15 protein-coding genes and 5 pseudogenes are annotated in these 19,314 nt (G+C 64.0%); 9 read left to right on the plus strand and 11 right to left on the minus strand.

Going from position 1 to position 19,314, the window contains the following annotated elements; translation table 11 throughout:
• Both OMK73_RS22760 and OMK73_RS22765 read left to right on the plus strand, forming a co-directional pair.
• Positions 1-324: a rhodanese-like domain-containing protein gene (locus OMK73_RS22760; RefSeq protein ID WP_267604038.1), complete on the plus strand. Its 324-nt coding sequence runs from the start codon at positions 1-3 to the stop codon at positions 322-324.
• A 148-nt stretch (positions 325-472) separates the two neighbouring features.
• Positions 473-1,961, plus strand: a pseudogene (locus OMK73_RS22765) (TolC family outer membrane protein).
• Between the two features lie 385 nt (positions 1,962-2,346).
• On the opposite strand, the gene OMK73_RS22770 reads toward OMK73_RS22765, so the two are convergent.
• From OMK73_RS22770 to OMK73_RS22785, 4 genes and pseudogenes are all read right to left on the minus strand, one after another.
• Positions 2,347-3,201: an META and DUF4377 domain-containing protein gene (locus OMK73_RS22770; RefSeq protein ID WP_420715560.1), complete on the minus strand. Its 855-nt coding sequence runs from the start codon at positions 3,199-3,201 to the stop codon at positions 2,347-2,349.
• A gap of 199 nt (positions 3,202-3,400) precedes the next feature.
• Complete coding sequence (gene waaA, locus OMK73_RS22775; protein WP_267604039.1) at positions 3,401-4,714, minus strand: lipid IV(A) 3-deoxy-D-manno-octulosonic acid transferase; 1,314 nt, start codon at positions 4,712-4,714, stop codon at positions 3,401-3,403.
• Entirely contained in the window at positions 4,714-5,739 is a 1,026-nt protein-coding gene (waaC, locus tag OMK73_RS22780) for a lipopolysaccharide heptosyltransferase I (protein WP_267604040.1), read from the minus strand. Before waaC ends, waaA begins: the two co-directional genes overlap by 1 nt.
• A gap of 82 nt (positions 5,740-5,821) precedes the next feature.
• Positions 5,822-7,206, minus strand: a pseudogene (locus OMK73_RS22785) (phosphomannomutase/phosphoglucomutase).
• A gap of 337 nt (positions 7,207-7,543) precedes the next feature.
• Here OMK73_RS22785 and OMK73_RS22790 point away from each other — a divergent pair.
• The 7 genes and pseudogenes from OMK73_RS22790 to OMK73_RS22815 all read left to right on the plus strand — a co-directional run.
• Positions 7,544-8,530 (plus strand): annotated as a pseudogene (locus tag OMK73_RS22790) (glycosyltransferase); the annotation flags it as partial.
• A 166-nt stretch (positions 8,531-8,696) separates the two neighbouring features.
• A complete protein-coding gene (locus OMK73_RS22795) occupies positions 8,697-10,013 on the plus strand; it encodes an exopolysaccharide biosynthesis polyprenyl glycosylphosphotransferase (RefSeq protein ID WP_267604041.1) in 1,317 nt (438 codons plus the stop codon).
• A gap of 44 nt (positions 10,014-10,057) precedes the next feature.
• A pseudogene (locus OMK73_RS38400) lies at positions 10,058-10,438 on the plus strand (glycosyltransferase); the annotation flags it as partial.
• 80 nt (positions 10,439-10,518) lie between these two features.
• The gene (locus tag OMK73_RS38405; protein ID WP_324291760.1) at positions 10,519-11,172 is read left to right on the plus strand and encodes a glycosyltransferase; all 654 of its coding nucleotides are present in this window, start codon (positions 10,519-10,521) and stop codon (positions 11,170-11,172) included.
• Positions 11,172-12,422, plus strand: coding sequence for a lipopolysaccharide biosynthesis protein (locus OMK73_RS22805; protein ID WP_267604042.1), 1,251 nt, complete (start codon positions 11,172-11,174; stop codon positions 12,420-12,422). The genes OMK73_RS38405 and OMK73_RS22805 overlap by 1 nt, the downstream gene beginning before the upstream one ends.
• Positions 12,317-13,490, plus strand: a pseudogene (locus OMK73_RS22810) (glycosyltransferase family 4 protein). Before OMK73_RS22805 ends, OMK73_RS22810 begins: the two are co-directional and overlap by 106 nt.
• A complete protein-coding gene (locus tag OMK73_RS22815; protein WP_267604043.1) occupies positions 13,403-14,542 on the plus strand; it encodes a hypothetical protein in 1,140 nt (379 codons plus the stop codon). The pseudogene OMK73_RS22810 and the gene OMK73_RS22815 overlap by 88 nt, the downstream one beginning before the upstream one ends.
• Before the next feature lie 195 nt (positions 14,543-14,737).
• Here OMK73_RS22815 and OMK73_RS22820 read toward each other — a convergent pair whose 3' ends face one another.
• The 7 genes from OMK73_RS22820 to OMK73_RS22850 all read right to left on the minus strand — a co-directional run bounded on the left by OMK73_RS22820 (position 14,738) and on the right by OMK73_RS22850 (position 19,312).
• Positions 14,738-15,406: a class I SAM-dependent methyltransferase gene (locus tag OMK73_RS22820; RefSeq protein ID WP_267604044.1), complete on the minus strand. Its 669-nt coding sequence runs from the start codon at positions 15,404-15,406 to the stop codon at positions 14,738-14,740.
• Positions 15,407-15,628: 222 nt separating this feature from the next.
• Positions 15,629-16,315 (minus strand): acyltransferase family protein, encoded by a 687-nt coding sequence (locus OMK73_RS22825; protein ID WP_267604045.1) that lies wholly within the window; start codon positions 16,313-16,315, stop codon positions 15,629-15,631.
• A gap of 163 nt (positions 16,316-16,478) precedes the next feature.
• The gene (locus OMK73_RS22830) at positions 16,479-16,721 is read right to left on the minus strand and encodes an acyltransferase family protein (protein ID WP_267604046.1); all 243 of its coding nucleotides are present in this window, start codon (positions 16,719-16,721) and stop codon (positions 16,479-16,481) included.
• Positions 16,722-16,808: 87 nt separating this feature from the next.
• Positions 16,809-17,405, minus strand: coding sequence for a sugar transferase (locus tag OMK73_RS22835; protein ID WP_324291761.1), 597 nt, complete (start codon positions 17,403-17,405; stop codon positions 16,809-16,811).
• Positions 17,405-18,559: a DegT/DnrJ/EryC1/StrS family aminotransferase gene (locus tag OMK73_RS22840; protein ID WP_267604047.1), complete on the minus strand. Its 1,155-nt coding sequence runs from the start codon at positions 18,557-18,559 to the stop codon at positions 17,405-17,407. Before OMK73_RS22840 ends, OMK73_RS22835 begins: the two co-directional genes overlap by 1 nt.
• Before the next feature lie 109 nt (positions 18,560-18,668).
• Complete coding sequence (locus tag OMK73_RS22845) at positions 18,669-18,938, minus strand: acyltransferase (RefSeq protein WP_267604048.1); 270 nt, start codon at positions 18,936-18,938, stop codon at positions 18,669-18,671.
• Positions 18,939-19,042: 104 nt separating this feature from the next.
• Entirely contained in the window at positions 19,043-19,312 is a 270-nt protein-coding gene (locus OMK73_RS22850; RefSeq protein ID WP_267604049.1) for a hypothetical protein, read from the minus strand.
• Positions 19,313-19,314 lie beyond the last annotated feature (2 nt).

Consider the following 19,314-nt stretch of genomic DNA (forward strand, 5'->3'; position numbering starts at 1 on the left):
ATGCAGGTAATCAACGCCCCCGAACTGATGCACTGGCTGGCGGATGCCAGCCGGCCGCAGCCGGTGTTGCTCGACGTACGCGAAGGCTGGGAGGTGCAGACCTGCGCCATGCCCGGCATCACGCATATCCCGATGGGCCAGATCCCGGCACGCGCCGGCGAGCTCGACGAAGACGCCGACATTGTCTGCATCTGCCATCACGGCGCGCGCAGCATGCAGGTGGCAAGCTTCCTCGAGCGTCAAGGCTTTGCCAAGGTCTATAACCTGACGGGCGGCGTCCACGCGTGGGCCGAGCAGGTCGACCCGGCAATGCCGAAGTACTGAGCACCACGATCACGAACAGCACTACCAGCATCACCAGCATCACCAGCACCAATCTCAAGGCGCCGGCTTCCCGCGGCGCCAATTCCCTTGAACGCTGATCGTTAGAAACGTTAGCCGCGCGCCCGGTGCCCGGCAGACTGGAGATGTCATGAGGTTTGCGCTTTTCCCTGCGCGGGGCGTGCCCAAGACGCGCCTGGCACTGACGGGTTCCCTGCTTGCGCTGCTGCACCTGCCGGCCGCGCATGGCGCCGACCTGCTCCAGGTCTACCGCGATGCACAGGCCAACGACGCGCAGTTCGCCAGCGCGCGCGCGCAACTGGTGGCCAGCCAGGAAAAGCTGCCCCAGGGGCGTTCGGGCTTGCTGCCGCAAATCAATGGCACGGTCGGCGCCACGCGGACCAAGATCGAGCAATCGGCACCCATCTCCGGCGACCGCTTTATCAACGGCAACAACTGGGCACTGCAACTCACCCAGCCGCTGTTCCGCTGGGACCGCTGGGAAACCTACAAGCAAGGCGAGCTGGCGGCGCTGGCCGGCGAGGTAACCTTCAGCCAGGCGCAGCTCGACCTGATCACCCGCACCTCCCAGGCTTACTTCGACGTGCTGGCCGCGCAGGACAACCTCTACCTCGCCGGCGCGCAGAAGAAGGCCATCGGCGAGCAACTCGCACAGGCCAAGCGCAACTTCGAAGTGGGCACGGCGACCATCACCGACGCCAACGATGCGCAGGCCCGCTACGACCTCGCCACCTCGACCGAGATCGCAGCGCAGAGCGACCTGGAAATCCGGCGCGCCAACCTGCAGCAGATCACCAGCAAGCCGGTTGACGAACTACTGGGATTGCGCACTGCCGCCACGCTTCCCGGTCCGCAGCCGGCCGATGTGAACACCTGGGCCAGCCAGGCGGAGAACACCAATCCGCAAGTCGGCCTGGCCCGCTACAACCTCGACACCGCGCAACGCGAGTACAACAAGGCGCGGGCCGGCCACCTGCCCTCCGTCGACCTGGTGGCCTCGTACGGTTTCAACAAGCTCCACCGGTAGCGCGGTCCAGACCGTCAACATCAGCAACCGCTACAACAGCGCCCAGATCGGCGTACAGCTCAACGTGCCGATCTACAGCGGCGGCCAGATCCAGTCGCGCGTGCGTGAAACCGCGGCGCTGGCCGACAAGGCCGCCAGCGACCTCGAGTTTGCACGCCGCACCGCCGCCCAGAACGCGCGGCAAACCTACTCCGGCGTGTCCAACGGCCTCGCCCAGGTCAAGGCCCTGGAAGCCGCCGAGCACTCCGCCCAGAGCGCGGTGGAATCCAACCAGCTCGGCTACGAAGTCGGCGTGCGCATCAACATCGACGTGCTGAACGCCGAAGCGCAGTTGTTCTCCACCCGCCGCGACCTGGCCAAGGCGCGCTACGACACCATCATGAACGGGCTGCGCCTGAAGGCCGCTACCGGCGCGCTGACCGAGGACGATGTGGTGCAGATCAACACGCTGCTGACCTCAAGCCCGGGCTCGATGTACAAGCTGCCGGAGAAGGTCAAGCTTGGCACGGCATCGCCGGCAGGCACGCCAGCCGTAAAGCGCCCTGCCACACGCAAGGAAGCCATTGCCGGAGCGCCCGCGCCGCGCAGCTGAACGCGGAACACCAAGCACCGATCGGCAATCGGTATCGGCCGAAAACCAAAACGCCGCGGCTTCGACCGCGTCCAGCTTGCGGACAAACCTGCGATGTGGCCGGTTTGCTCCCCTCTCCTACTTGTGGGAGAGGGGCCGGGGAGAGGGCGGGCGCTCGTTACGCCGTCGTGCTGGATAAAACAATTGGCTCCGCTTCCGGTGGCTCCTAGCCAAACCGCCCCTCTCCCCATGAGGGGAGAGGGAGTGACAGCCGTCGTCATTGCGAACGGCATTGGCGCGTCCGGTCGGCTTCGGCCAATGCCAATGCCAATGCCAATGCCCCTGGTTTGTCATTAATCTCGCCGCGGCTTCGACGGCGGCGTTTTGCTTGCTGGCTTAGCCTGGCTCAGTTAGCCCTTGTACGCGACTCCACGTTGAGCAACTGCCAGCGAATAGCCGAAGCGTCCGCCGGCGGGTTCTCCACCCGCGTCTCGCGCACCCGCAGGGTGTACGCCACGCCCGGCTCGAAATCCAACCCCTCGATCGGGCCATACCAGAGCGTCCATGGCGCATTGGGGTTGTCGCGCACGCGATAGCAGGTCTGCCGGCCCATGCCCGAGCACTCCACCCGCTGCGAATCCACGTACACCGTCTTCTCCACGCCGCCGGCGGCCGCCTGCGCATCCATCTTCGCGCCGCGCCGGCCCACGCCCTCCCGCTCGACGAACTGCAGCAGATCCCCGTCAACGGTCTTCCAGATGATCTGCCGCCCCGTCGAGCCGGCCGACGGCTGCGTGCCCACGGTGGTAAACGGCGACTGCATCGCCTTGAGCAGCGCACTCTCCAGCTCCCCGCTCGGCGCAATGCAAGCCATGCGGGTTCCCGCCAGCCTGTCGAATCGCATGCCCGTCGCCGTCTTGCCATAGCCACCGGTAAAGCGATTGCAGCCGCTGTAGCCGCTCACCGTGCCCTGCGCGGAATCGATCCCGCCATTGAACTCAAAAATGATCGGCTGGCCATTGTCGCCATGCGGAATGGATTTCAGCGTGCCATCGGCCTGCTGCCAGCGCACCAGCTCCCAGCGGCTGGGGCCGCCGGTCTGGGCCTGGTTCAGGCTGACGCCCGCACCCGGCGAATCCGGCGCGGGCGAGGTGGCACAGGCGCCCAGGGCGGCGGCGAGCACCGCCGCCGCCGCGGCCCGCGCTGCGAGCGCGCCGGGTGAAAGACGGGCTGGACGGATAGGACGAATCATTCTCGGCATCTGGAAGCTCCTGGTAGGCGGCGCGCGGCTTGATCGGCCCGCACCGCTCGGCGGCAGCTCGCAGGCCCGGTAGGACCGCGAGTCTGGCCCTCACGCGGGATAGTTTAACAACTGCGGGGGGCGGGGGACATCGGGCGGGGGCCTACAAGTTCCGCAGGCGGCGGCAACGAAAAAATACGTCGCTGCCGTACAGAACTGCCTAGTTCGCGTTGCCGAGCACCTGCCCCAGCGCAGCCATCGTGCGCGCCGTAGCTCCCCGGTGAAGCACCGCGAACTCGCGCGCGTTGCCGCGCATGGCTTCCAGCCCGGGCGCGTCGCCCAGTATCGTTGCCGCCGCGCGCATCAGTGCATCCGCATCCGCCACGCGCTGGCAGGCGCCAGCAGCGATGGCGTCTTCGGTGGCCTGCGCAAAGTTGAAGGTATGCGGCCCGCTCAGCACGGGCGTGCCTGCGGCGCAGGCCTCGATCAGGTTCTGGCCGCCCAGCGGCAACAGGCTGCCACCGATAAAGGCGATATCCGAGGCGGCGAAGTACATCGCCATCTCGCCCATGGAGTCGCCCAGCAGCACGTCCGCCGTGACCGGCTCGGGCAGGCCCGCCTGCTCCCAAGCGGCGGCGTCGCCGAACGCGCTACGGCGCTGCAGGGTGAAGCCGGCACGCGTGACCATCGCCGCCACTTCATCGAAGCGCTGCGGATGGCGTGGCACCAGCAGCAAGGCAGGGCGCGGCACATCGGCGCCAAGTGCCCGCCAACGCGCGAACGCCTCCAGCAACAGCGATTCCTCGCCATCGCGCGTGCTGGTAGCGGCAAACACGGTGCGCTTACCGAATCCCTGGCGCAGCACGCGACCACGCCGCAGGCCTTCTTCGGGCAGCTGCATATCGAATTTAAGGTTGCCGGTCACCTGCACCGAGGGCAGCCCGAGGGCACGGAAGCGCTCGGCATCGCCCTGCGTCTGCGCCAGCACCGCGGTGAAGTCGCGATACATCGCGGTGGCGGCGCGGCCAAAGCGCGCGGTGCGTCGGAAGCTGCGTGGCGACAATCGGGCATTGACCAGCAGCAAGGGCACACCAGCCACACGGGCGCCGCGCACAAGGTTGGGCCATACCTCGGTCTCCATCAGCATGCCGGCATCCGGACGGAAATAGCGCAGGAAGCGTTGCACCAGCCAGGACAAGTCGTACGGCAGGTAGCACTGCAGCACGCGCGGCTCGGCGCCATACAGCTGCGCGCCGGTCTGCCGCCCGGTGGGCGTCATATGCGTGAGCAGCAGGCGATGGGTTGGATACCGCGCCAGCAGCGCGTCGATCAACGGCTGGGCGGCACGGGTCTCGCCTACCGATACGGCATGGACCCACAGCCAGGGACCGGCCGACGGCAGGGCGCCGTAGGCGCCAAGGCGCTCGCCCACGTGCTGCACGTAGCCGGGCTCCTTGCGGGCGCGCCACACCAGGCGCAGCAGCGCGACCGGCAGCGCCACCAGCCATAGCAGGTTATACAGGACGCGCAGCATCAGTTCCCCTGCCCGCGCACGCGCCGGGCGGCGGCGTAGACTTCATCGACCGACGGCACGATGCCGTCGTCGCCCACATTGGCGATGCGCTCCGACCAGTAGCCTTCGGTCTTCCAGCGCCACGTCGCGGTGTAGATCTCCACCGTGGGCCGGCACAGCGCCGCGGCGATATGGACCAAACCCGTGTCGACACCAATCACCACCTCGGCGCGATTGATCAGGCCAAAACCCTGCATCACCGTGAAGCGCGGCAGCACCTGCGCCCGCGGCACGCCGGCGGCGAGCTCCTCCGCCGCGCGCCGCTCCGCGTCGTTGCCCCAGGGCAGCAGCATGGTCAGGCCTTCGTCCACCAGCCGGCGGCCGAGGTCGTGCCAGCTCGCCAGCGGCCACTTCTTCTTCGCGCCGGCGGTGGCGTGAAAGCACACCGCATAGCGCGTTGGCAAGCCAGACCATAGCGGGTCGTCCACATGCAGCGTGCGCGCCCCGGACCCAAAGAACTGCGGCGGCTCCGGCGGCGTGCCGCCAGTCAGCGCCGCGCCCAGCAGGCGGGAACGCCGCACGGAGTGGGTCTGGCGCGGCACCGTCACCGGCTCGGTATAAAACAGCCGCGCGGCCGGCTCGTAGCCGGAGCCTTGGGTGGCATTGGCCAGCCCGATCACCGGCGCACCGGCCCGCCGGTTGGCCACGCGGGCCACCACGGCAGTCTTGAGCAGGCCCTGTGTCTCGATCACGGCGTCATAAGCGTCTTCCCGCAGGGCACGCTTGAACGCACCGATCTCCCGCCAGGTAGCAGCCTGGTAGAAGCGCTTGCGCCAGCGACGCAGCGCGAACGGAATCACCCGCCGCACTTCGGGCAGCAAGCGCACGAGATCGACGTAGCCCTCCTCCACCACCCAGTCGATCTCGCAATCCGGCCAGCGCGCGCGCAGGTCGTGCACCAGCGGCATGTTATGCACCACGTCGCCTAGCGACGAGACCTTGACCACCAGGATGCGCGGCCGCGCGGGCAGCGCATGCGGGGTCAAGGATTTAGCCGAGTCATCCGCTTCATCCGATTTGTCAGATTTGCCCGATTTACCGGTTAGGGGCGCAGTCAACGGCATCCGCTCAGAACGGCAGTTGCGCGTCCGGCTTTTCCGCCAGGATCACGCGTTTGAATTCCGCCTGGATGCGTGCCAGCGCGGCATCGTTGTCGGCCTCGAAGCGCATCACCACCACCGGCGTGGTATTGGACGGACGCGCCAGGCCAAAGCCGTCGGGGTACTCCACGCGCACGCCATCGATGGTGATGACTTCGCGCGCGCCGTCGAACTTTGCATTGGCGCGGATCTTGTCGAGCAGCGTGAAGGCTTCGCCCTCGGCGCACTTGAGCTGCAGTTCGGGCGTGCAGTTTGAGTTCGGCAAGGCATTGAGCACCGCGCTTGCGTCTGCATGCTTCGACAGGATCTCCAGCAGGCGCGCACCGGTGTACAGGCCGTCGTCAAAGCCATACCAGCGATCCTTGAAGAACACGTGGCCGCTCATCTCGCCGGCGATCGGCGCGCCGGTCTCCTTGAGCTTGGCCTTGACCAGCGAATGGCCGGTCTTCCACATCAGCGGCTCGCCGCCATGCTCGCGGATCCACGGCGCCAGCTTGCCGGTGCACTTCACGTCGTAGATGATCTGCTGGCCGGGATTGCGCGACAGGATCTCCTCCGCAAACAGCATCAGCTGGCGGTCGGGGAAGATCACCTGGCCGTCCTTCGTCACCACGCCCAGGCGGTCGCCGTCGCCGTCGAAGGCCAGGCCCAGCTCGCAGTCGGTGTCGCGCAGGCACTGCATCAGGTCCTGCAGGTTTTCCACATGGGCCGGATCGGGATGGTGGTTGGGGAAGTTGCCATCCACCTCGCAGAACAACTCCGTCACCTCGCAGCCAAGCGCGCGGAAGAGGTCGCCCACGAAGGCACCCGCCACGCCATTGCCGGCATCCAGCGCGATCTTCATCGGGCGCGCCAGCTTGATGTCGCCGACGATGCGGTCCAGGTACTGCTGGCGGATGTCAACCTGCTGGTAGCCGCCCGCGCCGCTGGCGAACTTGCCGGCGTCGATGCGCTGGCGCAGCGACTGGATCTGCTCGCCGTAGATGGCCTTGCCGGCCAGCACCATCTTGAAGCCGTTGTAGTCGGGCGGGTTATGGCTGCCGGTCACCATGATACCGGAGGTGGCACGGCGCCCTGCCAGCTCGACATTGGTGCCGAAGTACACCATCGGCGTGGCCACCATGCCGAGATCGATCACGTCCATGCCCGCGGCGCGCAGGCCCTCGACCAGGCCGCCCAGCAGGTCCGGCCCCGACAGGCGCCCGTCGCGCCCGACCACCACGGCGCGCTCGCCTTGCTCTGCTGCGGCGGCGCCAAAGACAAGCCGATCGCACGCGCCACGTCACGCGTCAGGGTCTTGTCGACGATGCCACGGATATCGTAGGCCTTGAAAATGGAAGGATCAGCTTGCATGGGTCATCCTGTGTGTAGGCGGTAGAACCAGTCGACGTTGCCAGCCGCGAATTCCGGCCAGGGCCGAGTCGGCGGGCAAATGCGCCAAAGACCGTATTTTGCCGGATTGCGAGTGGTGCGCCAGTTATAATCGACTGGCTTTGCTGGAAAATGGCGCTGCAAGCCAGCCTGGATGTGGATCGTTCCCCACCTGAGCGGGGTGCCCGGGTCCCCGTCCATTGGCTGGGGACGGGCCAGCCGGACAGCCTTGCCGCCGGCCCACCCGCTGGCTCATCGGCCGTACTGAAATGCCCTGGTAGCCTGTTCCTGTAGCCCGCCCTCGCGCTTTTTTGCCCCAGTGCCTTCGCCCCTGCCCTCCCACCGCCCGCGTATCGCCTTCCTGATCACGAACTCCGAGATCGGCGGGGCGCAGACGCACGTCGCCGATCTGCTGTGCGCCCTGCGCGGCAGGATCGAGCCCGTGCTGCTGGCTGGGGGCGACGGGCCCCTGCTGGACGTCGCCCGGGCCGCCGGCGCCCGCACTATACGCCTGGCGCTGCTCGACAACGCCCTCTCGCCGCTGCGCGCGCTGGCCGCGCTCAGGGAACTGCTCAAGGCCCTCCGGGAAACCGCGCCCGACCTGATCCATGCGCACAGCGCCAAAGCTGGCGCGCTAGGCCGGGTGGCAGGCTGGCTGCTTGGCATCCCGGTGGTCTACACGGTGCATGGCTTTGCCTTCAAGGCCGCCGCCCCGGCTCGCCAGCGCCTCATCTCGCGCTGCATGGAGTGGCTGCTGGCGCCGCTGACCGCCCGCCTGATCTGTGTGGCGCAGGGCGAACGCGCGCTGGCCGCGGCGCTGCCGATCCCCGCCGCGCGGGTCAGCGTGATCCGCAACGGCATCGCCGACGGCGGCGCGCTGGCCACGCCCGGCGCACCGCTGCGGCGCATTGTCATGGTGGCGCGCCTGGCCGCCCCGAAGCGCGCCGACCTACTGATCCGGGCCTTTGCCCGCGCCGCCCTGCCCGATTGCGAGCTGGTGCTGGCAGGCGTTGGCCCCCAAATGGCCACCCTGCAAGCCTTGGCCGATACGATGGCACCAGGCCGGGTAAGGTTTGCCGGCCCGGTCGCTGACGTCCCCGCCCTGCTGGCTTCGGCCCAGGCCTTCGCGCTGGCATCCGACCATGAGGGCTTTCCGCTCTCGGTGCTGGAGGCCATGCGCGCCGGCCTGCCGATTGTCGCCAGCGATCTTCCTGGCATCCGAGAACAACTGGAAGGCGGCGCCAGCGGGCTGCTGGTCGCAGGCGATGCCGAACACGCCTGGGCTGCCGCGCTGGCACGGCTGGCAGATGACCCCACCCTGCGCGAGGCCCTGGGACGCAATGCCCGGACACGCTGGGCAAGCGAGTTTGGCCTGGCGCCCATGGCCGAAGCCACCTGGGCGATCTACCAGCAAGCGCTGGCGTGCAAGCCAGGCGCCCCCGCGCGGCGGCCAGCACTGGAGCGCGCGGACAATGAACAAGAGCCACAGCGTCGCCCGCCCGGCCCAGCTGACCCGCCCCCAGGGCTCCGAAACCGTCCGCCGCGCCAGCCGCATGCTGGCCTGGGCGCTGCTGGGCCTGCTGCTCTTCGGCCTCAACATCGTACTGGCCGAGTTCGCCCATCACGCCGGCTTGGTCACTTACGTCTTCACCCGCACCCTGCTTTGGTCGGTGCTGCCGTATCTGTTCGCCTTCGTGCTGCTGCACCGCTCGCTGCACCTGCCCGCCATGGAAGGCAACAGCCTGGTCGGCTTGGCCACCACGCTGCCCTTTGCCGCGCTGCTCTTCGTCTTCGCCGCCTTCCACCTCGAATATTCCCGCGGCGCGCTGCTGCTCAGCTACCTCACTACGCTGGGCTGGATCTGGTTCGGCTACCGGCGCTTCGTACGCAACTACGTGCCCGTGTTCGGCTATACCGATGCCGCCACTCTCGCGCAACTGGAGCAGATCCTCGCCATGCCCGGCGCAGCGCCAGCCAGCCCCACGCGCTTCCAGGCCATCAGTTCGCTTGACGAAGCCGTGCATTGCGACGGCCTGATGCTGGACCGCAACGCCACCGCCGACCCCGAGCGCACCCGCGTGCTGGCCCAGTTCAAGCTCAGCCACGTACGCATGTATTCGGTAGAACGGATCGGCGAGATGCTGACCGGCCGCGTCGGGCTGGCGCACATCGACGAGAACTTCCTCGATGACTATGCCGCGCACTATTTCTACAGCTTCGCCAAACGTCTGATCGACATCGCTGCAGTACTCTGCCTGGCGCCGCTGGCGCTGCCGCTGGGCCTGGCCGTAGCCGTCGCGATCCGCATGGAGTCCAGCGGCCCCGCGCTGTTCCGCCAGGGGCGGGTTGGCCTGTTCGGCAAGCCCTTCACCATGTTCAAGTTCCGCAGCATGGCGTTCGACGCCGGCGCGCCCGCGCAATTCGCCGCCCGCCGCGATCCGCGCGTGACCCGCGTGGGCCGCGTCATCCGCAAGTACCGGCTCGATGAAATCCCGCAACTGTGGAACGTGCTGGCAGGCGACATGAGCCTGATCGGCCCGCGGCCCGAGCAGGTGCCGATGGTGGACGAGTTTGCCCATACGATTCCTTACTACCCGTACCGTCACCTGGTGCGCCCCGGTCTGTCCGGTTGGGCCCAGGTCCAGCAGGGCTACGTGGGCACGCATGAAGAAACCGTGACCAAGCTCAGCTACGACCTGTACTACGTCAAGCATTGTTCGTTTGCGCTGGACTTGCTGATCGGGGTGAAGACGTTGCGGACGTTGTTGACGGGGTATGGGGCGCGTTGATGAACCGGACGCCGGGGGAAGCGCTGCCGCAGCCGATGCGGATCATGCTCCTCAGCACAGGCCTGCGCCTTGGTGGCGCCGAGCAGCAGGTAGCCGCACTGGCCCGGCATTTCATCGCGCTCGGTCATGCAGTAGCCGTAGTCAGCCTGACGCCGGATTGCGACGTCGAGCTGCCTGAAGCCGCAACCGTCCTGCGCCTGGACATGCGCAAGACACCATGGTCGATGGCGAGCACGCTATGGCAAATGCGCGCATTCCTGCGAGCCTGGCAACCCGACATCCTCCATGCGCACATGGTCCACGCCAATCTCTTCGCCCGTGCCCTGACCCGGATAACGCGCACGCCACCGGTGATTTGCACCGCCCACAGCTACCGGGAAGGCGGCAGGCTGCGCATGCTTGCGTACCGGCTGACCGACCGCTGGGCAAGTCTCACGACCCATGTCAGCGCGGACGGCCGCCAGGGCATGATCGACGCCGGCGCAGCGCCCCTGATCGCATCGTCGTGGTACCGAATGGCATCGAGCTCGATCGCTTTCACCCCTCGCCCGAGCTCCGCCTGGCTACCAGGCAAAGCCTCGGTGCCACCGAGGCATCGATCCTCATCCTCAATGTCGGCAGGCTTGTGCCCGAAAAGGCGCAGGACCTGCTGCTGGACGCATTCAGCCGCCTGCAATCCGAAGAGAGGGTCGAAGCCCGCTTGCTGATTGCCGGAGAGGGCTCCGAGCGCGAAGCGCTCGCCGCCACGATCGAACGGCTCGGCCTGGGCGAGAGCGCCACGCTACTGGGCATGCGGCGGGATATTGCCGCCTTGCTCAATGCCGCAGATTTATTTGTGCTCTCTTCGGAAATAGAAGGCATGCCGCTGGTTATTGCCGAAGCCCTGGCATGTGGCTGCCCGGTCGTCTCCACCGACGCGCCCGGCGTTGCCGGCTTGCTGGGCGATGCAGGACAGATCGTGCCAAGAAACAATGGAGCCGCGCTGGCCGCCGCGATGCGGGCGGCGCTGCGCGCCGGGCTTGGCTCCCCCTCGGAGCAGGCCGCGCGCCGGGATCGCATCGCCTTGCGATTCGGCATCGATGCGGTCGCACGGCAATGGCTATCCTGCTACACGCGGCTGGCCAGGCGAGCCACCGCCGAGCGCGTGGAGTTGGCCTGATGCGGCGTCTAGTTGCCGGAAATCTCCTGTGGATGCTAGCCGAGCGCGGCATCCAGGTGGCCGCGGGGATCGGCATCGTCGCCATGCTGGCACGCGCGCTGGGGCCCGAAGGGTTCGCGCACTTCCAGTACGCCCAGGCCGTGGTCCTGATCGCCGCGTCGGTAGCGTTGATCTGCGGTGGCGAGGTGGTCGTGCCACGGCTGGTGGCGACGCCGTCGACGCATGAGCAGCACAAGCTGCTCACGCATGCGTTTTCGCTGCGTGTCGGTGGTGCAATCCTCGGCTACTTGCTGATGTGCGGCTTCCTGCTGCTGCGCCAGCCCGCGCCGGACACGTGGGCCGCAGCCTTGTTGCTTGGCATCGCCATTCTGCTCAGGGAACCCTCCGGCGTGGTGATTGCCTGGCTGCAGGCGCATACCAACAATCGCCCCAATACGCTCTTCAGCCTGATATCGCTCTCCGCCAAGGGCGGCCTGGTGGCCATCCTCTTTGCAGCAGGCGTGCACAGTGTTCCATCCTTCGCCAGTGCATTTGCCATCGAGGCCATCATCCTTGCCGGCCTGCTGGCCACCTACTACTTCAACCGGGTGGAACCCTGTCGCGTGCAATACGACATCCAGTTCACGCGTGAGCTGATGACGAACGGCGCGCTGTTCTGGGTCAGCTTCATGCTGATGATGGGCGCGCGCCGGATCGACCAGTTGGTGCTGCAGCCCTCGGTGCCGCTTGCCGAGTTCGGCGCTTATGCAGCGTGCATGCAGATACTCGACAACTACACGGTTGTGGCGACCATCCTGGCCGCGGGGGTTGCGCCTATCTATGTCTACGGTAAGCCCGCTTTTGTGGCAGCTCGTGCAAACATCGCGCGCATTGCGATCGGCATGAGCGCGATCGGGCTATGCGGGGCGGTGCTGATCGCCGCCGGCGCGCCGTGGATCGTGCAGTTGCTATATGGCCACGCCTTTGTATCGTCCGCCGCCTTGCTGCAAACCGCAGCCCTGTCCTCGACGTTGATCTTTGCCGACGTCGGCCTGACCTTGCTTCCCGTCTATCTGCGCCGGCCCGACTGGATCGCCATCAAGTGGGGCGTGGTCCTGGCGGTCACGCTCGCATTCGACCTGGCGGTGGTGCCCAAGTATGGGGCATGGGGAGCCGTCGGCGGCTATACATTGGGCAATGCCGTTGCCGTGGCGTTTGGCATCTGCCTGTGGTGGCGCAGCAGAAAAACACACTCCCTGGCGGCCGCATGAAGCCATTACCTACGCTTTGCTTCCTGACCGGCACGCTGAATGCCTTCGCTGGCGCCGAGCGGATGACAGCTGTCATCGCCAATGCGTTCGCGGAGCGCGGCTATCCGGTGCTGATCCTCAGCCTGTGGGATGAGCACAGCTGCTTTACGCTCCATCCTGACGTCGTTCACGAAGCGCTGTTTGCGCAACGGCCGTCGTTCAAACGAGCCTATCTCGCGACGATCGGTGGAATCAGGCGCTTTGTGAAACAACGACATGTCGATGTGCTGATTGAAGTCGACACCATGCTCACCTTGTTCACCCTTCCCGCCACCCTGGGCCTCAAGGTTCGCCGGATCGCGTGGGAGCATTGCCATTTTGACGAAGACCTGGGCAAGCCGGCACGGCGCCTTGCCCGGCGGCTGGCGGCAAGATTCAATGAAGCCGTGGTGGTGTTGACGGAGCGCGACCGGCAGCGGTGGGTGGAGGCGCTGGCGCCACGGCAGCCCGTCATCATGATTCCAAACCCATTGCCCTTCGCATTCCCGCCGAAGGCGTCCGAGCGAATGAGCAAGACGGTTCTGGCCGTCGGCCGGCTCACGCATGCCAAGGGCTTCGACATACTGCTGCACGCCTGGGAGAAGGTAGCCGCATCGCAACCGGACTGGCGTCTCGTTATCGTGGGAGAGGGAAGAGCGCAACGCGCTTGAGGCACTGATACGTGATCTGGGTATCTCCGGATCCGTAGATATGCCTGGCTTGCACCGGAACATAGAGCAAGCCTACCGGCAAGCCGCGCTCTTTTGCTTAAGCTCGCGCTATGAAGGCTTCGCGCTGACACTCATCGAGGCAATGGCGTTCGGCCTGCCGATCGTATCCTCGGATTGTGAAACCGGCCCCCGAGAGCTCGTTCGGAATGGCCGCAATGGACTGCTTGTGCCCAAGGAAGATCCGGCGGCCCTGGCAACTGCGCTTCTCCGCCTGGTCTCCGACGAGCAACTGTGCGGGGAGCTCGCCAACGAAGCCAGGAACTCGGCCAGCGCCATGTCCATCGCGCCAGTCACGGATCGCTGGCAACGCCTGCTCTGACAGCCCAGACCGTATCCCCTGACGAATTGCCCTGCAGTGGCCGCAGTGTTCGTCGACTCGCCGCCCGGCCAACGGCTTGGTTCGGCGGTGGCACCCAGGCTGCTGGGAGGGGCAAGAAACCGTTCATGCTACAATGTGTATACATAATAGTGTGCTTCACCCCCATCATTCTCGCTGCGCAGATGCCGGTCACTTCCCCCACAACGTCAGACACCCAGTACCTCTCGCTAACGAGTTTTGTTGCGAAATATTTCAAGCTTCTGCTGGTAAGCGCCATTGTCGGCGCCCTGGTCGCTGTTGGCATTTCGTTCGTTCAGCATCCGCGCTGGACAGCGAAGATGACGGTGCAAATCGGCCAGGTTGCCGGCGCCGACTCGGTGGTGCCAGGCGTAGGCGCCGCGCCGACCAATCTGATCGAGTCCCAGTTGACCGCGGTTGAGCGGTATGGCTTGTCGAGCTTCAAGTTCGACGTACTCAAGGCCATGGGACTGCCCCTGCCCAACACGCAGAATCCGGACTCCGACCTGATTTTCGACTCGCTGCGCGCTGCACCATCGAAAAGCCTGGATCTCATCAATGTGCAAGCGTCTGGGTACTCCCCCGAGAAGGCTGCGCAGACACTGCGCGCGGCTTTCAGCGAGCTGCGCAAGGAACACGACAAGGCGTTCATCCCGACGATTGAGCGCATGAAGGCAGAGCTGAAGGACACGTCCGACAGGCTTGTCGCGATGCAGAAAGAATACGATTCCGCCTACGGCTCGCTTAAGCAGGCCAGCAATCAGGCAAAAGGCCAACCAGCCGCACACGATGTCTTCCTGGCAAACGTGGTGGCAACCATCAGTGTTGAATCGCGATCCCTGAATCTGCGCAAGGCGCAATTGGAAGAAGCATTGGCCTCGCTGCGCACCTATCCGACTCGCGTCCTGGGCGACGTCTATGTCGCCGATCGCCCCAGCACGCCGGGCAAGCTGCTGTATTCGGCCGGCGGCGCGTTCATTGGCCTGATCGCCGGCATCCTGATTGCGTTGTTCTGGAATCTGCGCCGCCGTTGACTGACACGGGCCGAGGCTCCTCGGCCTGTTTGCATTCACCCCGAATGCAACACCTGGGCATCAGTACACTGCGAAACGCAGGCCCGGACCCAGGGCAGCCCTTCGATGACTCGCAGTCTTGTAATGGCGTAGGACTGGTTTAGCGAGTCTGCCATGGGTCGCGAACACGTATGGCAGATCGGCTGGCCGCCGTATCTAGATCCGCTGATAACCCTCACTCAACTGTTTGTGTATCACCTGCGCACACAGTCGCTCCTGCGGGTCCGTGGAAAAACGATCGTCGGTGTGATTGAAGCATGCCGACTCGACCAGTTGAAAGTGCGGAAAAGCGGTGAACAGCCGACCATAGTCGAGTTTGTATGAAGTCACGGCAGCGCAATGGGCATAGGGCCGCGCTGTGGGCACATCTGGCATGAAATCCGTGATTCCGATCCAGCCGCCATCGCGAAGGCAGCGGTCGGCCTCGGCCACTACGCGTGAAATGTGCTCCCGATCCACTAGGTAGAGGCAGAACCCGAACAGGATGAAATCGAGGGAGCGATCCGGAAACTCGAGTTTGTCGGCCGTTCCCACGCGGAGATCTAGCTCGGGGAATAGCTGCAGGCCCTTCGAAACTGCCTCGCCTGAAGGGTCGATACCCACTCCCTGACAATTCGTAGCGCGACAAATGGATGCGAGATTGACGCCGGACGAACTCCCGACCTCCAGGATCCTATCTCCAGGCTTGATGTACTTGCTGTACAGCGCGGCGGCGGAGCTTAGTTCGTCGGCTAAACGTTTGTCCGAGTAGAACTCCCGATTGCGCCGGAAATAGCGATCGCCTTCTCCACCGGTTAGGAAAATGTCTCTTTGTCTCGCGGCCATAGGGAAGTCTCCAACTTGGTCGTGTGAAGGCAAATATCAGAACTGCCGAGCGGCAACACCTCATATAGCCTGAGGCAGACATGTACATGGGTACCAGAATTAGACTAACAGATAGCGCCTGCCGAAGGAAGTCCCTCACTACGTGTGCGCTGAACCCTTCTTGTCTCCAACCAGCATTCTGCTGTGCCTCGATCCCTCCAGTCGCAAACCCGCGGCCACCGGCTAGCGCAGAGGTTGCGGCTTTCTTCCTAGTGCAAACAAGGAAATGATCAGCCGTCGATTCTCCACAGCCCTCGAGACAATGGCCGAGAATGCAGCAACGCCAACAATGATCAGCAAGGAGACGATTACACTCGCGCCCAGCGAATCCTGAATATATGGCTGAAGAAATCCAAACAAAAAAAGAATTGGTGCGTGGACAATGTAAAGCGTATAGGAATACCTAGCAGCCGAGCGGGCAAAGATTGGGATCGAAACCCTTCCTTGCAAAACCAGAGCGAGAATAAAGCAGAACCCCAGGCCCATGGCTATATTAAAACTGGCGATGAGAGACAGACTATCGGCAACGGGATCATGAGCATAACTAGCGCTGACGAAACGGACTCCCAGCAATAAGGCAACTGAAAAACAAGCCGCCGCCGCCCGCAACAGATTTATGGAGAATGAGAAAAGGCGATTGTGCAGAACGGCCAATAGGTATCCAGCCCACCAGACCGGCAGATAATAGAGAAACGCCTCATTGTTCATGCCAAGCCAGATAACGGCACCGGCAAATGGCAGGGACAGCACTTTCCACCAACCTCTGGGTACTGCCAGAATTGCTGCGAGAAAGTAGTACCACACCTCGATGGAGAGACTCCATAAAGGTCCATTCGCGCTGGGCGTGTCGGTCACAAAGCCGTTCAGCATCAACGCAGCACCGTACAACTGTGTTGGATCGCTAGCTAGTAAAGGCCGTCCGTGCAAGAGTATGGCTTGGAGCTGGAAGAAATGCGTTGGTTCCGCTCGGGAAAAACAGCGGTGCGAGCTTATACAGGCAAACGATAAAAGCTAAGGAAAAAAACAGTGGCGGCTAAATTCTAATGACCCTGTCGACGAGATACTTCACCAACAAAAATCTGCCGCCGTGTCGCCCAATATTGCTGGACACCGATTTCCCAATCAAGAACCCGCTCATGACAAAGAAGATCATGACCGCGCTTTGGGCTAACAATCCCATCACCGGGTTCAGCTTGTCGTAGGCCGGCGCAATCAGGATCTGATTTGCGTGCCCAATAACCACAGCAAACGCCGACATGCCGCGAAGCGAGTCCAATTGTTCCGATTGAGCGTTTGTAAGTGGCCGAAAAGTCCTCTTGAATTCGAATGCCTGATGCGGACGGGTCCGCAGGCTCCTGCCAAACTACGAAAAAACGGCGACAACCGTCCGATAGATAATGCGCAGATCAAGCCAGAGGGACCGACCATGCACATACTCAACACAATAACGCAGCTTGGCCGGCATCACCTCCTCGACGTACGTGCGCTCAGGATCCTGGCTTTCGCCTAGCAAAGCATTCTCGTCTCTGTACTCGATGGATGCCAGGTCCGTTATCCCCGGCCTCACGCTCAAGACAGTCTCGCGAATACCCTCTGGATAAAGAGCCACATACTTAGGCACTTCGGGCCGCGGCCCCACCAGGCTCATACTGCCGATAAACACGTCGATCAGCTGCGCCAGTTCGTCCAGCTTGTACTTGCGCAGGAAGGCACCACTTCTCGTGATTCGCCGATCCGCACCCACGGTGATCAAGGGTCCCCTGCCCTCTCCCGAGGTCACCATGGTCCGGAATTTATGAATGCGGAACGTGCGGCCGTGCAAGCCCACTCTCTCCTGTCGGAAAAAGACCGGGCCAGCCGATTCTCGCTTGATAACGATGGCAATCACGGCGAATACCGGCGCCAGCAAGAGCAGCCCCGCCGCACTGGCGACGAGGTCGAAGAGCCTTTTGATCAGCATCAGTTGAACGCGTCCCGGACGGACTTGATCACCCGCTCCACATCTTCGTCACGCATGCGCGTGTACAGCGGCAAAGTGAGCGTGCGCTCGTAGATACGTTGGCTGACGGGGAACATTTCCGGAGTCAGGTGATACTGGTCGCGCCAGTAGGGCTGAAGATGAAGCGGAATGTAGTGGACGCTACAGCCAATACCCTGCTTGAACAGATGGTCGATCAGAGCGTCCCGGCTACACGGTGCACCGTCGGCCAACTGAATCACGTACAAATGCCATGAATGAATATCGCCGGTTTGTGCGTGCGGCGGCAGGACCAGCGGCAGGTCGGCCAACGCCTCGTCGTAGCGGGCAGCGATGACGGCACGGCGCTGATGGAAAGCGTTTGCTTTCTTCAACTGATGGATACCGATCGCCGAGGCGACGTCGGTCATGTTGTACTTGAAACCCGGCGCGACGATTTCGTAGTACCAGCTTGGAGCCGTCGACACGAAACGGTCAAAAGCATCCCGGCTGATGCCGTGCAGCCGCATGATCTTGGCACGCTTGGCAATCTCCGGGTCGCGCGTCACCACCATGCCGCCTTCGCCGGTCGTGATCGTCTTGTTGGCGTAGAAACTGAACACGGTGGCATCGGTGTCCAGGGTTCCTACCAACTGGCCATCGCTCGTGGCGGGCAGGGCGTGGGCTGCGTCTTCGATGACACGTAAGTCATGCTTCCTGGCGATGGCGATAATGCGCCCCATATCCGCGGCGCGGCCGCCAAAATGCACAGGCATGATCGCGCGCGTGCGCGGCGTGATTGCCTTTTCGATGGCGTCCGTATCAATGCAGAGCGTGTCCGCGCTTACGTCGACAAATACCGGGTCCGCGCCCAGATAGCGGATCACTTCCGCCGTGGCGGTGAATGTGTGGGTGGTGGTAATCACTTCGTCACCCGGGCCAACGCCCACCGCCTCCAGCGCGAGGTGCAGGCCCGCCGTGGCGGAATTCACGGCGATGGCTTCTACGCCACCGCCCAGGAACGCTGCGAAGTCAGCTTCGAACTGCTTGGTCTTCGGGCCGGTGGTAACCCAGCCCGAACGCAGCGTCGCCACGACTTCGGCGATCTCTTCTTCGCCGATTTCCGGCTGTGCAAATGGAAGAAAACTACTATTCATGGTGAAGCCATCCTTTGGCTTAGATGCATCAATTAGGGGGCGACAAGCTAGTCCGCACGGCGGCGCGCGCCTGACACTTCTGGTGCCAGCGCCTGTACATGCCGACGATCTATCCGCCGGCGCCGGACTGCGCGATCCTGCGCAGTTCCGCGAGCCGGTCGGGGTCAAAATAGGTGTTGTCGAGACCGCTGCTTTGAACGAACTCGATATCGTATTTCTCGGTGGTGCCGACGATCCGGCCCGGATTGCCCACGACGACGGAATGGTCCGGTATCTCTCCGCGGACTACGCTGCCAGCGCCGATCACACAGCCCTTGCCTATTCGCGTGCCCGGCAGAATGATCGCGCCGCTCCCTACAAAAGTAAAGTCTCCGATCACGACCGGCGCCTGGATGAATCCAGTACGCTGGGGCGTCGGTGTGGAAATGAAATGCCTTCCGAGCAGGCGTATCGAGACGTGGCTGCTGTGGGACAGGACCGCATTCAGCGAGCTGATCTGTACCCCTCGCCAATCTCCACACCGCCACTGGCATCAATCAGGCAATGCGGGCCGATCCAGCAATGGTCCCCAATGACAAGGTCACGCTCGCTCAGGATCTTGGCGCTGGAACTCACACGGGTGAAACGCAGGAACCGCCCCTCGCGCCGTGAAAAGTAGCCATAGATCATGAATGGGCGCAACAGCATGCCTAGCAGGTTCAACACGGCCGAGATCGCGTAGCCGGCGGGAGAAAGGTAGAGTCTACGGAACATGG

Origin of the sequence: Cupriavidus sp. D39 (assembly GCF_026627925.1) — a bacterium.
Taxonomy (GTDB): Bacteria; Pseudomonadota; Gammaproteobacteria; order Burkholderiales; family Burkholderiaceae; genus Cupriavidus; species Cupriavidus ulmosensis.

Bases quoted from the DNA above. Each gene is read 5' to 3' on its own strand.
- OMK73_RS22795 (WP_267604041.1), top strand. From the start codon at position 8,697: ATGAACAAGAGCCACAGCGTCGCCCGCCCGGCCCAGCTGACCCGCCCC.
- OMK73_RS22820 (WP_267604044.1), bottom strand. From the start codon at position 15,406: ATGGCCGCGAGACAAAGAGACATTTTCCTAACCGGTGGAGAAGGCGAT.
- OMK73_RS22840 (WP_267604047.1), bottom strand. From the start codon at position 18,559: ATGAATAGTAGTTTTCTTCCATTTGCACAGCCGGAAATCGGCGAAGAA.
- OMK73_RS22770 (WP_420715560.1), bottom strand. From the start codon at position 3,201: ATGCCGAGAATGATTCGTCCTATCCGTCCAGCCCGTCTTTCACCCGGC.
- waaA (WP_267604039.1), bottom strand. From the start codon at position 4,714: ATGCTGCGCGTCCTGTATAACCTGCTATGGCTGGTGGCGCTGCCGGTC.
- OMK73_RS22805 (WP_267604042.1), top strand. From the start codon at position 11,172: ATGCGGCGTCTAGTTGCCGGAAATCTCCTGTGGATGCTAGCCGAGCGC.
- OMK73_RS22760 (WP_267604038.1), top strand. From the start codon at position 1: ATGCAGGTAATCAACGCCCCCGAACTGATGCACTGGCTGGCGGATGCC.
- OMK73_RS22850 (WP_267604049.1), bottom strand. From the start codon at position 19,312: ATGTTCCGTAGACTCTACCTTTCTCCCGCCGGCTACGCGATCTCGGCC.
- OMK73_RS22835 (WP_324291761.1), bottom strand. From the start codon at position 17,405: ATGCTGATCAAAAGGCTCTTCGACCTCGTCGCCAGTGCGGCGGGGCTG.
- OMK73_RS22825 (WP_267604045.1), bottom strand. From the start codon at position 16,315: ATGCTGAACGGCTTTGTGACCGACACGCCCAGCGCGAATGGACCTTTA.